The sequence below is a fragment of the Staphylococcus sp. HMSC062A01 genome (assembly GCF_001836805.1).
GTDB lineage: Bacteria > Bacillota > Bacilli > Staphylococcales > Staphylococcaceae > Staphylococcus > Staphylococcus haemolyticus.
In genome coordinates, this window is sequence record NZ_KV830609.1 from 39,822 (window position 1) to 55,906 (window position 16,085).

Annotated in this window: 18 protein-coding genes; 15 read left to right on the top strand and 3 right to left on the bottom strand. The window is 32.3% G+C overall.

Annotated features, from left to right (window positions below; all coding sequences use genetic code 11):
• Positions 1-11: 11 nt before the first annotated feature.
• Together HMPREF2715_RS03515 and HMPREF2715_RS03520 are read left to right on the top strand one after the other, a co-directional pair.
• On the top strand, positions 12-431 hold the full coding sequence (locus tag HMPREF2715_RS03515) for an NUDIX hydrolase (protein WP_053025244.1): 420 nt from the start codon (positions 12-14) through the stop codon (positions 429-431).
• 460 nt (positions 432-891) lie between these two features.
• Positions 892-1,851 carry an ornithine cyclodeaminase family protein gene (locus HMPREF2715_RS03520; protein ID WP_070581363.1) on the top strand — a complete coding sequence of 320 codons (960 nt, stop codon included), beginning with the start codon at positions 892-894 and terminating at the stop codon, positions 1,849-1,851.
• A 198-nt stretch (positions 1,852-2,049) separates the two neighbouring features.
• Here the strand turns inward: HMPREF2715_RS03520 and HMPREF2715_RS03525 are convergent, their stop codons facing one another.
• Positions 2,050-4,890: a 5'-nucleotidase C-terminal domain-containing protein gene (locus HMPREF2715_RS03525; protein ID WP_070839428.1), complete on the bottom strand. Its 2,841-nt coding sequence runs from the start codon at positions 4,888-4,890 to the stop codon at positions 2,050-2,052.
• A 288-nt stretch (positions 4,891-5,178) separates the two neighbouring features.
• Between HMPREF2715_RS03525 and HMPREF2715_RS03530 the strand changes: the two genes are divergently transcribed.
• The 5 genes from HMPREF2715_RS03530 (at position 5,179) to HMPREF2715_RS03550 (ending at position 9,506) form a co-directional block, all read left to right on the top strand.
• Positions 5,179-6,135: an L-threonine 3-dehydrogenase gene (locus HMPREF2715_RS03530; RefSeq protein WP_033079552.1), complete on the top strand. Its 957-nt coding sequence runs from the start codon at positions 5,179-5,181 to the stop codon at positions 6,133-6,135.
• Positions 6,136-6,378: 243 nt separating this feature from the next.
• Positions 6,379-7,455 carry a branched-chain amino acid aminotransferase gene (locus tag HMPREF2715_RS03535; RefSeq protein ID WP_070839431.1) on the top strand — a complete coding sequence of 359 codons (1,077 nt, stop codon included), beginning with the start codon at positions 6,379-6,381 and terminating at the stop codon, positions 7,453-7,455.
• Positions 7,456-7,604: 149 nt separating this feature from the next.
• Positions 7,605-7,868 carry a TrmB family transcriptional regulator gene (locus HMPREF2715_RS03540; protein WP_141757440.1) on the top strand — a complete coding sequence of 88 codons (264 nt, stop codon included), beginning with the start codon at positions 7,605-7,607 and terminating at the stop codon, positions 7,866-7,868.
• A 417-nt stretch (positions 7,869-8,285) separates the two neighbouring features.
• The gene (locus HMPREF2715_RS03545) at positions 8,286-8,705 is read left to right on the top strand and encodes a GNAT family N-acetyltransferase (protein WP_070839434.1); all 420 of its coding nucleotides are present in this window, start codon (positions 8,286-8,288) and stop codon (positions 8,703-8,705) included.
• A 99-nt stretch (positions 8,706-8,804) separates the two neighbouring features.
• Positions 8,805-9,506 carry an HAD family hydrolase gene (locus HMPREF2715_RS03550; protein ID WP_049395836.1) on the top strand — a complete coding sequence of 234 codons (702 nt, stop codon included), beginning with the start codon at positions 8,805-8,807 and terminating at the stop codon, positions 9,504-9,506.
• 58 nt (positions 9,507-9,564) lie between these two features.
• Here HMPREF2715_RS03550 and HMPREF2715_RS03555 read toward each other — a convergent pair whose 3' ends face one another.
• Positions 9,565-10,227, bottom strand: coding sequence for a deoxynucleoside kinase (locus HMPREF2715_RS03555; RefSeq protein WP_049395837.1), 663 nt, complete (start codon positions 10,225-10,227; stop codon positions 9,565-9,567).
• Positions 10,220-10,837 carry a deoxynucleoside kinase gene (locus HMPREF2715_RS03560; RefSeq protein WP_053017854.1) on the bottom strand — a complete coding sequence of 206 codons (618 nt, stop codon included), beginning with the start codon at positions 10,835-10,837 and terminating at the stop codon, positions 10,220-10,222. Before HMPREF2715_RS03560 ends, HMPREF2715_RS03555 begins: the two co-directional genes overlap by 8 nt.
• A 63-nt stretch (positions 10,838-10,900) precedes the next feature.
• Here HMPREF2715_RS03560 and tadA point away from each other — a divergent pair, with 63 nt between their 5' ends.
• The 8 genes from tadA to HMPREF2715_RS03595 form a co-directional block, all read left to right on the top strand.
• The gene (gene tadA, locus HMPREF2715_RS03565) at positions 10,901-11,374 is read left to right on the top strand and encodes a tRNA adenosine(34) deaminase TadA (protein WP_053027034.1); all 474 of its coding nucleotides are present in this window, start codon (positions 10,901-10,903) and stop codon (positions 11,372-11,374) included.
• 136 nt (positions 11,375-11,510) lie between these two features.
• A complete protein-coding gene (locus tag HMPREF2715_RS03570; RefSeq protein WP_070581366.1) occupies positions 11,511-12,380 on the top strand; it encodes a Cof-type HAD-IIB family hydrolase in 870 nt (289 codons plus the stop codon).
• A 22-nt stretch (positions 12,381-12,402) separates the two neighbouring features.
• Positions 12,403-12,969: an NADPH-dependent FMN reductase gene (locus HMPREF2715_RS03575; protein WP_070839437.1), complete on the top strand. Its 567-nt coding sequence runs from the start codon at positions 12,403-12,405 to the stop codon at positions 12,967-12,969.
• Positions 12,970-13,210: 241 nt separating this feature from the next.
• The gene (locus tag HMPREF2715_RS03580; RefSeq protein WP_070839440.1) at positions 13,211-14,275 is read left to right on the top strand and encodes a YSIRK-type signal peptide-containing protein; all 1,065 of its coding nucleotides are present in this window, start codon (positions 13,211-13,213) and stop codon (positions 14,273-14,275) included.
• Complete coding sequence (locus HMPREF2715_RS12200) at positions 14,247-14,375, top strand: hypothetical protein (protein ID WP_256327010.1); 129 nt, start codon at positions 14,247-14,249, stop codon at positions 14,373-14,375. Before HMPREF2715_RS03580 ends, HMPREF2715_RS12200 begins: the two co-directional genes overlap by 29 nt.
• 90 nt (positions 14,376-14,465) lie before the next feature.
• Positions 14,466-14,849 (top strand): Ig-like domain-containing protein, encoded by a 384-nt coding sequence (locus tag HMPREF2715_RS03585; protein WP_256327012.1) that lies wholly within the window; start codon positions 14,466-14,468, stop codon positions 14,847-14,849.
• A gap of 3 nt (positions 14,850-14,852) precedes the next feature.
• Positions 14,853-15,479, top strand: coding sequence for a fibrinogen-binding adhesin SdrG C-terminal domain-containing protein (locus HMPREF2715_RS03590; protein ID WP_083318746.1), 627 nt, complete (start codon positions 14,853-14,855; stop codon positions 15,477-15,479).
• A 295-nt stretch (positions 15,480-15,774) separates the two neighbouring features.
• Positions 15,775-16,085: YSIRK-type signal peptide-containing protein (locus tag HMPREF2715_RS03595; protein WP_256327011.1), on the top strand; the 311-nt coding region annotated here is incomplete at its 3' end.

The following is a 16,085-nucleotide window of genomic DNA, read 5'->3' on the forward strand; positions in this document are numbered from 1 at the left end:
AGGTTAGATGAATGAAGGATTTAAAAGTAGTATATGCATTGATACAAAATGAAGAGGGGAACGTGTTATTAGTTCATAATACGGATGGTGGCGGATGGTCATTACCAGGTGGCAAAGTTGAATACGGTGAAACTTTAGTTGAAGCGCTAAATCGGGAAGTTAGAGAAGAAACAGGATTATTAGTTGAAGTTAACGACATAGTAAGTGTTAATGAGGGTAAATCGACACAAATGAATGTTCATACACTTTTTTTCATGTTCAAAGCACAGGTTCAAGATTATACAACAGACATACAAATGAAAGATGAAATTTCGACATTAGGTTGGTTCTCGATTCCAGAAGCTGATGAAAAGTTAATCTATTATCATCATAGTTTGAATGCGTTTTTAAATAATAAGGCTACTTATTATGATGAGGGTTTCGTGGATTGAAATGTGAAAAAGAGGATGGGCCGAATATAATATTTTAATCATTCAGAGTACATTTGCAGAAGCTAACTCAACTGAAAAGACACTTAAATCAAGCACATCAAAATTTTTAGTACATTTAAGAGTGAAATCTAGCTAAAAAATTTAAAAGATTAATGAATAATGCAAATTAGAGTAGCCCAACGATTTCGTCGTGCCACTCTAGGCGTCAAAAGTTTATAAATAGTTTCATAATAAGCATGAAATCTCAAGGCTACACTTCTGTGCAAGCCTTTTATTTATAGTAATAAGATAGCACCATTAACATATAAGCACAATACTAAATTAATACTTTAATCAAATTAACTTAACATATACATATTTTTGAAATAATGGTATTGATAATGCCATTTAACAATGACAATTTGGTGTTTTGACGGGTAAAAGATAAATAGATATTAAATATAAAGTGGAGGTATCAGACATGTTAGTTTTGAATGAACAAGACCAGCAATCATTATTAGACATGAAAGAAGTTATTGATGAAGTTGCGAATTCATTAAAGGCATTTTCAGGAGGGAAGACAGACACACCGTTAAGGTATGTCTTACCGTTTAATGAAGGTAATAGATATTTAGTTATGCCAGCATTATCTGATGATCTTAAAGTGGTTGGTATTAAAACAGTTACATTTGCGCCAGATAATCCTAAAAAAGGCAAAAAGACAATTACAGGATCAGTGTTATTAAGTGATTATGAAACTGGGGAAACATTAGCTGTATTAGATGGTAGTTATTTAACTAAGATTCGTACAGGTGCTATCTCTGGAGTAGCAACTAAATACTTGGCACGTGAAGATGCTAAAACACTATGTGTTATTGGTTCTGGTGATCAAGCACAAGGACTAATTGCTGCAGTAATGGCAGTTAGAAATATCGATACAATTCACTTTTCGAGTCGTACTAAGGAAAATGCAGAACGTTTAGCTCAAGAAGTAGCTAATAATTATAATGTATCGACAAAAGTCTTTGAAGAAGCGGATGATGCGATGGAAGAGGCTGATGTTGTTGTAACTGCGACAAATTCTAATCATCCGGTATATTCACATTCATTACATCCCGGCGTTCATTTAAACGCAGTAGGCTCATTTAAACCAGATATGCAGGAATTACCATCAGAGTCTATGTTAGTAGCGAATAAAATTGTTGTTGAATCAGTAGAAGCAGCGATGGAAGAAACTGGTGATTTAAAGGTACCTCAAGAAGAAGGAATTATAATGAAAGATTCATTACATGGTGAACTAGGGGACATCGTAGCCGGTAAAGTTTCAGGGCGTGAAGATGATAAGGAAGTAACGCTATTTAAATCAGTAGGGTTAGCAATTGTAGATATCGTTGTTGCTAATTATTTCTATAAAAAAGCAGTAGCAAATAAAGAAGTATAATGCTGAAGTAGCTTTAATATTGTGAGGAAATTGCGAGTGTAAGTATGTAATTTTAAATAAATAGACTGCCGGGCCACTAAAAATTAAAGTATTCACATTAAAGAACTTACTGTGTGTATCTACACATTTTCAAAATTATGAATAAACCGTGTAAATGACATATTGTTAACTGTCATCTACACGGTTTTAAATTTGAAATTATGCTGATTTTTTACGAGTTCGGATGTAAATTAATCCTGTTCCTGCTACTACTAATATAATAGCGATACCATGTTCTAAACTGCCATCTTTCAAACCTGTATTTGGTAATGATGTGATTGCGTCATGTTGTTGTGTAAACATAAGATTTGAATTTTTAGAAGCATCACTATTAGTAGTTATTAGTGTCTCATTATAAAAATTATCTTTAGGATTCATTTGAACTGGGAATTTAATGACATCTTTACAATGTTGTGAATGACTTGCATTACCAGTTAATTGGTCTCGTGTTCCTTTGTTGTTATTAGAAATACTCACTAAGTTTGAAGTAGGGTGATGTTCGATTGCATTTCCTTTTATGTTGTTAGTATGCATCTTGTCGGTAACGCTTGGAATGACAATATTATCATCAGTGCTATTATGAGTTTGATTATTGTTAGCTGGGATTTCAATTACGTTGTCATTATCTTTTTGATGGTCTTTATTAGGGAATTCAATGACATTATCTTTATTAGAAGAATCAGCTTGTTTATCGTCTTTAGTATTGTCATCATTATCATTAATATGACCAGTATTGTCTTTGTCATCATTGTTTGAATCTGGTGTTTGTTGTTGGCCATCTTGTCCATTAGTTGAATGATTATTATCATTATCTTCTTTACCAGTATTTGGTTGTTCATTACTTTCCGGTAGACCATTAATGATACGTACAGGTTCTTCGGTATTGTATTGATTTAAATCTGTATTCTTAATATATTGAGCGACAACTGCATCTAAAGAAATGCCTTCCTCACGTTGTCCACCAAACATATCATAGCCATCTCCTTGATTAGCTGTGAAGTCATTGGTAGTTACATAGTAAGTACGGTTAGGATCTAGATCTTCATATTCTCCATTCTCTTTATTCAGTACCTTGATTGCATTAATGCGTTGGCCAGATGCTTTATTGATATCATAATACACTCTAAGTGAGTCAGATACTTGTAAGAATCCTCCATTTGCACCTAAGACCTTCTTACCGTCATGAGTTTCAGTATCAGCACTTAAACTGTGTTCAAATGCTTTTTCAATATCTGAACCTTTTACTTGAATTTGAGAAATTAAATTACCGAATGGTAACACTGTTATGATGTCATTTTCAGTAACCTCACCTTTTTCAATTGAAGCTCGAATACCACCACCGTTAGTGATTGCGAAATCAGGTTGATGTGAGAAATTCTTAGAGGCATATGCTTCCATAGCATCCGTAATTAGGTTACCTAGGTTTGTTTCTTGCGTGCGCGCTTGAGCACGTTCACCATTTAACGTCACTGTATTATTAGGTATAACAATTGTTGATGTTTCTTTTAAGAAGTCGTCATTTGCCTTTTTAGTTTGTGCATCAATTTGTGAGTCAGGTGTGATATCTTTGGCGTCCGCTACATTGATTAATGATGCTTTGATATCAGACGCTTTTTGATTTTGAAAAGTAAAATCCACACGTCCTACATTTGCTAGTGCAGTACCAGTTTGAGCGAGTAGATTATTGGTACCATAATGTTCACCGTTATCAATCACGGTATGTGAGTGACCATCTAATACGAAGATAGGTTGTTTAAATGAACCGTCTTTCGTAAGTTGATCAATTAAATAATCACCACGCCAAGTTTTTTGCGTCGATTTATCTACACCTAAGTGCGATAAGATAACGAATACATCGACATTGTTTTTAATCTCATTCATGGCTTGTTTGACACTAGTTAATGGGTCTTTAAATTCAACACCTTCAACAGCAGTAGGCGATGTTTTAGTTTTTGTTTCAGGTGTCGTGACACCTACAATACCATAACGGACATTGTTTTTAGTTACTGTAGTTGAAGAATCAAATACGCGTTTACCATTTTTGTAGATATTAGAAGAAACAATAGGGAAGTTTAATTGTTTCTGCAATTTAAGTAATTGATCATAACCAAAGTCAAATTCATGGTTTCCGACAGTCATTGCATCATAGCCAACACTATTCATAGCTTTGGACATTTCTTCTCCCTTTGAATTGTTAGAAACAGGTAAACCTTGAAAAGCATCTCCTGAATCCACCATTAAATCCGGATTATATTTGTCTTTAAGACCTTTTACTTTAGCCATACCGATGACTCTCCCATCATCCTCTACAAATCGGCCATGAATATCATTTGTATGTAAAATTGTATGTTCATTTGTGTTGTCAGAAGTAGTTGCCATTCTTTTGTTGACAGTCACATGTTGAGATTTCGGTGCTGCTTGTTCTGATGTAGTATTGCTATTTTTTGAAGCAGGTGTAGATTGTTGTGATTCTGGAACATTACGCTTTTGCTGTTGTTGAGTTGATTCTTGAGGTGTTTGTTTAACTTTAGTGGAAGTAGATTCTTTTGTAGTTTCTACTTGCGTAGACTTGCTTTGCTCCGACGTCGAAGGAGAAGGTTTCACCTCCGTATCATGGGATTGCGATGTATTATTTTCGTTTGAAGCAGGTTCAGGTGTAGCTTTTTCTTGTGAAAAGGCAGAACCTTGAGATGAATTATTATGCTTCTCTGAAGTAGTGTTTTGTGTTGTAGACATTTCAAAATTAAGATATGAAGTTGTTTCAGACGAAGGTGTGGCTTGGTAATTATGTGAAACGTTGTTTGACTCAAGAGATAAAGGTTTATTAGTAGATTCAATGTTAGCTGATGATGCTTCTTTTGAAGCAGATTGTGGTACTTCTGCGGTAGCTGTTGTGTTAGTAGCTTGTGTTGCCTGTGATTCAGCTGCATAAGAGGTACCAGTGGTAATACCAAATACGATAAAACATAAAACTAAAAGTGGAATAAGATATCGCTTCATATTTGCCTCCTTTATTAGATGAAATTTACATTCTCATATTAGCATAAGTCGCAAAGCCTTAAGCTTACTCATTAAATTATTTACAATAATTTTAAAAACAATTAATAAATATAACGTTATGAAGAGTATGTATCTCTGACTTTTCAAAAATAAAGTGAATTTAAAAGAGTGTACTTTGTGAGTATACAAGAAAGCGCTTTTATATTATAATAAGCATGTAAACAGGGATTATGTACACCTTAAAAGGACAATCATTCGTGGTAAACACACAAAGGGAGTTTTTTATTTATGGAAAGAATTGTAATTACAGGAGCACTTGGTCAAATTGGTACTGAGTTGGTATTAAAATGCAGAGAAATTTACGGAAATGACAATGTATTAGCTACGGATATTAGAGAGCCGGAAGAAGATTCACCAGTTAACAATGGTCCGTTTGAAGTATTAGATGTTACAAATCGTGAAGCTATGATGGCAATCGTTGAGAACTTTAAAGCAGATACGTTAATGCATATGGCTGCATTATTATCAGCGACTGCAGAGAAAAATCCTTTATTAGCATGGGATTTAAATATGGGCGGTCTAATGAACGCATTAGAAACAGCTAGAACGTATGAATTACATTTCTTCACACCAAGTTCAATTGGTGCATTTGGTGATTCAACGCCTAAGAAAGATACACCACAAAATACAATTCAACAACCTACTACAATGTATGGTGTGAACAAAGTTGCTGGTGAGTTATTATGCCAATACTATTTCACAAAATTTGGTGTCGATACGCGTAGTGTGAGATTCCCAGGACTTATCTCTCATGTTAAAGAACCAGGTGGCGGTACTACTGATTATGCTGTTGAAATTTATTTTGAAGCGGTTAGAAAAGGTCGTTACACAAGCTATATTGCTAAAGACACATATATGGATATGATGTATATGGATGATGCAATTGATGCAATTATTAAATTAATGGAAGCAGATAGCGACAAACTTGTAACACGTAATGGCTATAACTTAAGTGCTATGAGTTTTGAACCTGAGCAAATTAAAGCTGAAATCCAAAAGCATTATCCTGACTTCGCATTAGATTATGAAGTAGATCCAGTACGTCAAGCAATTGCTGATAGCTGGCCAGATAATATTGATACAAGTTATTCTCGTAAAGAGTGGGGCTTTAACCCTAAATACGATTTAGCTGGTATGACTGAATTAATGTTAAAAGCAATTGAAGAAAAAGAACAAAATAAATAAAGTTTGACTGTCATACAAGTCATATAACACAGAACCTCAGACGAAATGTTTGAGGTTTTCTTTTTTATCCGAAATTAGTTATTAACGGCCATTAAAAATTTACTAAAGTATGTTATTTTTAAAGAAAGGGTTTACAATTAGTGTTTAGTTTGAATTTTTAGAAAATTCATTGAATCAACATTACGAGATTGCTATAATTTAATATACTATTACTAACTAAGATTTATTTAGGAGGCTTTCATCATGTCAGAAAAAGTTAAATTTGAACAACGCGACTCGCTTAAAGAAAAACCAGAAGGTAATTTAGGATTCGGTCAATACTTTACAGATTATATGTTAAGTTTTGATTATGATGTAGATAAAGGTTGGCATGATTTAAAAATTGTTCCTTACGCACCATTTGAAGTTTCACCAGCTGCACAAGGTCTTCACTATGGACAAGCGGTATTTGAAGGTTTAAAAGCATACAAACATGAAGGAGAAGTTGTATTATTTAGACCAGACCAAAACTTCAAACGTATTAATGATTCATTAGCACGATTAGAAATGCCTAAAGTAGATGAAGAATTATTACTAGAAGGTTTAAAACAATTAGTAGACGTTGAACGTGATTGGGTACCTGAGGGAGAAGGACAATCATTATATATCCGTCCGTTTGTATTTGCGACTGAAGGCATTTTAGGAGTAAGGGCATCTCATCAATACAAATTATTAATTATTTTATCTCCATCAGGCGCATATTATGGCGGAGACACTTTAAAAACAACTAAAATTTACGTTGAAGATGAATATGTTCGTGCCGTACGCGGTGGTGTAGGATTCGCTAAAGTAGCAGGTAACTATGCTGCAAGCTTATTAGCACAAACAAATGCTAATAATTTAGGCTATGATCAAGTATTATGGTTAGACGGTGTAGAACAAAAATATGTTGAAGAAGTTGGTAGTATGAACATCTTCTTCGTTGAAAATGATAAATTAGTTACACCTGCTTTAAATGGAAGTATCTTACCAGGTATTACACGTAAATCAATCATTGAATTAGCTAAAGAGTTAGGCTATGAGGTTGAAGAACGTAAAGTGTCAATCGATGAATTATTCGAAGCTTACGACAAAGGTGAATTAACTGAAGTATTCGGTTCAGGTACAGCAGCAGTTATTTCTCCAGTCGGTACATTAAAGTATGAAGATAGAGAAATCGTTATTAACAATAACGAGCCAGGAGAAATCACTAAAAAATTATACGACACATATACTGGTATCCAAAGTGGTAAATTAGAAGATACGCATGGTTGGCGTGTAGTTGTCCCAGAATATAAATAAGGTAAGTTTAAAGAACTAGAAATCCTGAGGAATCGAGGTTTCTAGTTTTTTTGTTTTATTGCGAAGGTTTAAATATAAGATTGCTGATTTATTATTAGAAATAGATAGAAACGTTTGAAAATAATACAGAAAACATTAAAAGACTTGCAATGGCACTTGATCAACAAGAATTGAATAAATATGATTCAGATGTTCTCTTTATATTACTTCAAGATAAAATTTTTGGAAGTAAATATTCTAGAATTACTATTAAAGGAGTCAAAGATATCGCAGGATATTCAAGAAATAAAGTTAATGAGGTAATAAAAAAATATGAAAGCAAATTAATTAAGTTAAAAAGTAATCCTGTTGTTTACGAGGTGAAGGAAAGTTACGTACAAGAATTGCTTTCTATGCAAAACAATATAAATTGAAATATATAAACATACAAATACGCATCGTTAATGGGCAATTACGCAATAAACGCCAAATTTATCCTCAGGTGCTTACAATAAAAGTGTAATTTAAATATTAATGAAGGAGTGGAATCAAATGACAGACGTATTCGGTTTCATAAAAAAAGCGATTGACTTTATTAGTAGCATTTTAGTACACGGTGAACCTAAATAATTATTTTTATAATGAAAAATCACCCCGGTGTCAGATTAAAAATCTAATTTTCGGGGTGAATTATTTATATCGGTTTTTAAATTACACAATCATAAATTTCGCTCAATTAAATCAACGTAGGCAAATGATAAATGAAACGGTATTGGTTCGCGTATTTTTGAAACTTAAAAGATATTAAATAAGTTTGTATAATAAAATATAAAGATGATTGGGGGGGTTGAATGAAATTTAAACTAATTACTTATTTCGATGAAAGCTATATTGATTCAATTTACGAAACATATCAATCAGTTGGTTGGTTAAAACATGATAAAGATAAGATACGAAAAATTTTCGAGAATAGTACGCACGTAGTCTTAGCAATTTATGATAATAAAGTCATTGGTTTTGCTAGAGCATTATCAGATGGTGTATTCAATGCAGCTATTTATGACTTAGTTGTTAATAAAGATTTTCAAAATAATCAAATTGGTATGCATATGCTTAAACACATTCTTAAGGAAATAGGGTCACTTTCATGTATCCATTTAATCTCAACTATCGATAATTTAGAATTTTATCAAAAGGCTGGATTTAAAAAATTGAAAACTGGTATGGTTATATATCAAGATAAACGCCTAACAGATACATATACTGAATAATTGGTAGATGGAATATTAAATCATTCTATTGAGTATAAAATAAAAATTTGTATTACAATAGAAGAGTTAATAATCATAATTCACAGGAGTGTTATGAAAATGGAATGGATATTATTTGATAAAGACGGGACTTTAATAGAATTTGATAAGAGTTGGGAGAAAATTGGTATAAGATTAGTGGATAGTCTTTTAGATGAATTCCCAGTAGCTAATAAAGAAGTTGCACATCGACAATTAGGTGTTCTTGATAATGCAATCGTTCCTGATTCTGTAATGGGTTCAGGGTCACTAGATGAAATGATTAAAGCTTTTAATAACGTTGTTGGTAAAGATGTCTCAACTTGGACACGTAATACGAGCCAGGAACTTGTTGATACACGTGTGCCAGAGAACAACTGGATTGATGGTGTGTATGATATGATTCAATCTTTAAAAAAAGACGGCTATAAAATTGGAATTGTTACAAGTGATTCACGAAAAGGAGTATTGCAATTTCTTGAAGATACCAATTCTAAAGACGCTTTCGACTTAGTTATCTCTACAGAATCACATGCAGCGGAAAAGCCAAATCCAGCAGTATTAAATCCACTGTTTGATTCTTATGATGTCAAACCTGAAGATGTAGTTATAGTAGGAGATACTAATAACGACATGAAAACAAAGGTTAATGCTGAATTAGGTTTAGCAATTGGTGTGCTTACTGGTATAGCTAAAAAAGAAGAGTTAGTAGATGCTGATGTGATAATAGAGACAGCTGTGAGTGTGCCCGAAGTCTTAAAACAATATATTGAAAACAAATAAGGTAAAAAATGTAAAAACGCTACACAATGAGTTTGAAATGTGTAGCGTTTGTTTTATGTTAACGATTATCTACCTTGCGATAAGTATTAATTACATGAGCAATTTTATCAATAATTGGGTCTAAAGAGTCTAGGTTTTCATGAATATCATATTCGTTTATGTTAACGCGCACGACCGGACAGGCATTAAAGTTATTTATCCAGTCATCATAACGTTTGAATAACTTTTGCCAATACTCAGGATCCGTATTAATTTCCATATCACGACCACGTGCTTTGATACGCTCAATTACTTCATTGTAGTCGCACTCAAGATAAATTAATACATCAGGTTTAGGGAAGTAAGGTGTCATTACCATTGCATTGAACAACTCAGAATATGTTTTAAAATCATCTTCATTCATAGTACCTTGTTCTTCATGCATTTTCGCGAAAATATCAACATCTTCATAAATAGAGCGATCTTGAATGAATCCACCACCATATTCAAACATACGTTTTTGTTCTTTAAAACGTTCTGCTAAAAAGTAGATTTGTAAGTGGAAACTCCAACGTTCAAAGTCATCATAAAATTTATCTAGATAAGGATTATGATCAACATTTTCAAAAGAGGTTTTAAAATTCAATTTGTCAGCTAAAGCCTGTGTCAATGTCGATTTCCCAACACCAACGGTACCAGCAATGGTGATTATTGCGTTTTGAGGTACTTTATAATTATTCATGTTCAATTGCTCCTATCATAGGTCTTATTTTTTCTAAAATTGATTGATAATCTGAGTCATTTTTAACAAAATCAATTTCACTTGTATTAATTAAGACGACATTCGCGCCTTCACTTTTCATGGCATTATAAAATGTTAAATAATCTTCTTTGAGATTCAATAAATAGTCATCCTCAATATGATGTTCAAAACTACGATTACGTTGAGCTATTCTTTGTTTCAGAACATCCAAATCAGCATCTAAGAAAATAATCATGTTAGGCATTTCAAGATCTTCAGTTAAAATATCGAAAATGCGATCAAATTTATCAAATTCATTATTACTCAACGTGTTACGAGCGAAAATTTTATTTTTATAAATATGATAATCGCTAACAACACCTTGAGTCATTTTAGCGATATCTTTTGCCTGTTTATATCGATTACAGAGGAAAAACATTTCTGTTTGAAAACTCCATTTAGAAATATCATCGTAGAAGTCAGATAAAAATGGATTTTCATCAATTATTTCTTTTTCTTCATAGTAATTTAATGTCTGGCTAAGCTTATGAGTTAGGGAAGATTTACCTACACCAATTGGCCCCTCAATTGCGATAAATGGTTTGTTCATAATCACATCTCCAAATGTTAAAATAGACAATGAGTATTGTATCATAAGTGAGGTATAACACACATGGCAAATGATGAATATTACATGAAATTAGCGATTGAAGAAGCTAAAAAAGCTCAAAAACTTGGAGAAGTTCCTATAGGCGCAATCATAGTTAAAAACAATGAAGTCATAGCAAGCGCACATAACTTAAGAGAAACTGCGCAGCTTCCTACGGCTCACGCAGAACATATCGCTATTGAACGTGCTTCAAAAGTAGTTGGAAGTTGGCGTTTAGAAGAATGCAAATTATATGTGACACTTGAACCGTGCGTCATGTGTGCCGGTGCCATTGTGATGAGTAGAATTCCTAAAGTGGTATACGGCGCCACTGATCCTAAAGGTGGATGTAGTGGTAGCTTGATGAATCTATTAGAAGAATCTCGATTTAATCATAGAGCTGAAGTTATTAAAGGCGTACTTGAGCAAGAATGTGGTGATTTATTACGAAACTTCTTCCGTGAGCTACGATTAAAGAAGTCTAAAGGGAACATGTAAGCGTACAAATTGAGCTATATTTGTTAAAATAATACACGTGAATTAAGTGTTCAAGTTGAGATTTTAAATTTTAACTTTAAGATGTTTTTTTAAAGATAAATAGCAATTAATTAAGAGAATGAAACGAGGTAACTGTATGATTAAATTAATAGCAACAGATATGGATGGCACATTGTTAAATGCTGCACATGAAATTTCTCAAGAAAATGTTGATGCAATAAAATATGCACAATCACAAGGGATAACAGTTGCCATTGCGACAGGTCGTGCATTTTATGAGGCAAATACACCTGTAGCTGAGACAGATTTAAGCGTACCATATATTTGTTTAAATGGTGCAGAAGTACGTGATGAATCATTTAATATTATGAATACGTCTAATTTAAATCATGAATTAGTGGAACGCATTAAATCAATTCTAGATAAAAATGACGTATATTATCAAATTTATACTAATAGAGGGATTTATACAGAAGATCCAACCAAAGATTTAGATATTTACTTAGATATTGCTAAACAAGCAGGACAAGAAGCGGATGTTGAAAAGATTAAACAAGGTATTCAAAAGCGCATAAATAATGGGACATTAAAAGTTGTAAATAGTTATGAAGAAATTGAAGATATCCCGGGCGAATTAATCATGAAAGTGTTAGCTTTTAATCCGGATTTAGAGAAAATTAATGCCATTGGAGTAGAACTTTCAGCTATTCCAAGTTTAGCCATTTCATCATCTTCACGCGGAAATCTTGAGATTACACATTCTGACGCGCAAAAAGGAATCGCGTTAGAGTCTATTGCTAATCAATTAAATATTGATTTAAAAGACGTTATGGCTTTAGGCGATAACTTGAATGACGTATCAATGCTAGAGCGTGTTGGTTATCCTGTTGCAGTAGAAAACGCTATGCCTGAAGTTAAAGCAGTTGCTAAATATGTAACGGACACAAATGAAAATAGTGGTGTTGGAAAAGCCATAATGAAGTTATTGAAAGAAGAAAATAATTAATATTAAGAGGTGTATAGTAGAAATGAAAGGACTTATAATTGTTGGTAGTGCCAAAGTTGGTTCACATACAAATGCGTTAGCTAAATATTTAGTGGGACAGTTTGATACACATGATTTAGATGTTGATATTTATGATTTAGCAGAACGCCCATTGAATCAATTAGACTTTTCTGGGACAACGCCGTCTATCGATGAAATTAAAATCAATATTAAAGATTTTCAAGAAAAAGTAATAGCAGCAGACTTCTTAGTACTTGGAACTCCTAATTATCATGGTTCATATTCTGGCATCTTAAAAAATGCATTAGATCATATCAATATGGATTATGTCAAAATGAAACCAGTAGGATTAATCGGTAATAGCGGAGGTATCGTAAGTTCAGAACCATTATCACATTTACGTGTTATTGTGCGCAGTTTATTAGGTATCGCTGTGCCTACACAAATTGCTACACATGACTCAGACTACAGTAAACTTGACGATGGTACATTATATCTTGATGATGACCAATTTCAGTTGCGTGCAAAATTATTTGTAGACCAAATTGTATCATTTGTGAATAATAGTCCTTATGAACATTTAAAATAAATTTTAATTACCTAAAAAAACACATATATAATAGTAGAAACTAGTTTTTTAAGAACGATAATTATCGTTCTTTTTTTATTGTTTAAAAAAAGAATATTTTAGCAAATCATTTATAAAAAATATAGAAGTGTAGCACAACCACCTTATTATTCATGATTTAAGAATAAAAAATAATTAATCTTTAAATTAAAATTATTAATGAATTTAGGTCGGTTTATAATTCATTTAAAGAGTGTTCTGTTTGAAAAATAAACAAAATAAGAGGTTAGATTTTATACCGAATAAACAAAATAAATATTCGATTAGAAAGTTTACAGTAGGGACAGCATCTATATTGGTTGGCGCAGTATTGATTTTTGGCAGTGCAAATGATGAAGCAAAAGCAGCTGAGAAGGATCAAGTTTCTACAACTACTAATAGTAATGAAGAACAAAATGTAAAAGCTAAAGGTAATGTACAAACATCAGAGAGCACTACACTATCACAGGTTAATCCAGAACAAGTTGATGTAACAAAACAAAATGTTGAAACAGATGTAGATAATAATTCATCTGAAAATGCATCTAACAACGAAATTTCAAATGAAACTAGTAAACAAGAAAGTACAGAAAATTCATCAAATCAAGATGTAAGTTCTCAAGAAGGTACAAATGAAAATAATAGCATTGAAACTAGTAAAAATTCAAATTCTACAGAGACATTAAGTTCAGAAGAACCATCACAAAATAATTCTGCAGAAAAATCAATTAGTGAAAAAACAACAGAAAAAGCATCTACAGAGGAAAGTCAAAGTACCCTAAATTCTAATAATGACGCACCTAATGAAGCTAAATCAGAACAACCAAGTACAGAAGAAACAACTAAGCAAGAATCAAAAATTTCAGCAGACTCAACTCATAACGAACTACAATCGAGCACAGAAAGCGATTCTAAAGAAGCCAATAAAGACGTTAGTATAGAATCTAATCCTGAACAAAAAGACGCTCAAACACCAGAAGTTAATTCAAATGAGCAGACATCTGTTGAAAATAATAATTCAAGTGATGTAACTAGCAATTCAAATAATTCAGTTAACACATCAAATTTAGATACATCATTTAAAAATATTGAGACTCAATTAGATAACGCTACTGATAACACAGCTAAAGAAGAAGCATTAACTAACTTTGTAGCTGAAAATACTGGTAGCTCAGTAGAAGAAGTAAGTGAAAGTGTTAAAAATCTTAATATTGACTATAACAATGTAAATAATAAAGCATTACTAAGTGCGTTAATTAATGCGGATTCAAACAAAAAAAGATTCTGAAATAACTTATGCAACAACGAGTGATGTAAATACAACGCGTTTAATACAACCCAAAAGTAGATTAGCTGTGAATAAATTAGCAGCTACAAGTCAAGGTTAAAACGTAAATGACTTAATTACAGTTTCAAATCAATATATTGAAGAAGGTCAAAATAATGATGGTATAATTCGCGCACAAGAGGGTAAGCCAATTACATATTATTCAGATATTGCTGTCGATGATGCTGTTAATAGTGGGGATACAATGACGATTGATTATGATCCACATACAATCCCATCTGACCTAACTGATCAATATTTTGCACCAGATATTGCAGATAGTAATGGGGATATAATAGCAACAGTTACGTATGATGATGCTACTAAACATGCAACATATACATTGATAGATTTCGTTGATACGCATTCAAATGTTACTGGAACTTTATCATTATCATCATTTATTGATAAATCAAAAGTACAAGCAAGAGACACAAATATCGATATAACATTTAAAACTGCTAATACTGCTTATGATCAGAATTTCACTGTTGATTATCAGTATCCTGAAGTTGAAGGTGATTCTAATATTTAAAGTATATTTGCTCACCTTGATTTAGATAATCAAACAGTCGAACAAACTGTGTATGTTAATCCGTTAAGATATACAGCTAACAATACAGAAGTTACAATCAACGGTACTGGACCAAACGGTAGCACAATTATTGATGATAGTACTGAAATTAAAATTTATAAAGTTGCAGATGATCAATATCTACCAGACAGCAATAGAACTTATGATTATTCTCAATATGAGGATGTTACTAATGATTATCCAATTACTGTTAATGGTGATAGTACTGCCTCCATTAATTTTGGAGATATAAATACACCTTACATAATCAAAGTAGTTAGTAAATATCAGTCTGATTCAGAAGGTAACGTAAATATTCAACAATGGCCATCTATGGTTACAACTAATAAATATTATGTTACTGATGACACGGCTAAATATGGTAACAACATAACATTTGCTACTAGTAATGGTAACGGAAATGGTGACGATACTGACAGTGATGCCGGCGCCGATAGTGAAAAAGAAAATAATGAATTACCAGATACTGGTAGTGATGAAAAAAATGGAGTGATTTTAGAATCATTATTTGCTGCAATTGGAGCATTACTATTAGGTAAGAATCGTAGAAAAATTAATGATAAAAAATAATTAATTTTTAAGTAAAAATTGTGTCCATAGCATCCTTAATTTGAGTATGCTACGGACATTTTATTTAAATAGAATTAGGGAACATTTTTTATTATGCTTAGTAAATTAGAATAACGTAAATTAAACATCATTGAATAAGATAAAATTATTATAAAATTATAAATATTAATTTAGCATAACTAAATTAATATTTTTTTAAAAAACAGAGAAATTATATTGTAACTACATATAAAACATGATAAGTTTTACATGAGTATTGTGTTAAATTAATTTGAAAAATAGGGGCGTGAGTTATTTGAAGAAAAAATCAAATAAAAGATTAGATTTCTTACCGAATATCAATAACAAATATTCAATTCGAAAATTCACAGTAGGGACAGCATCAATTTTAGTTGGTGCAACATTAATTTTCGGCGTAGCGCATGATGAAGCGAAAGCAGCTGAAGACACTAAAACTGAAGAAGGAGTTACAAGTAACTCAAATGAATCGGCTCAATCTTCTTCTGAAACAGCAAACACAGGAGTAGAAACTACAGAACAAGCAACAGCTGAACAACCGACAACAGAAGCATCAAGTACTGAAGAAAGTACAAAAGAAGAAGCAAC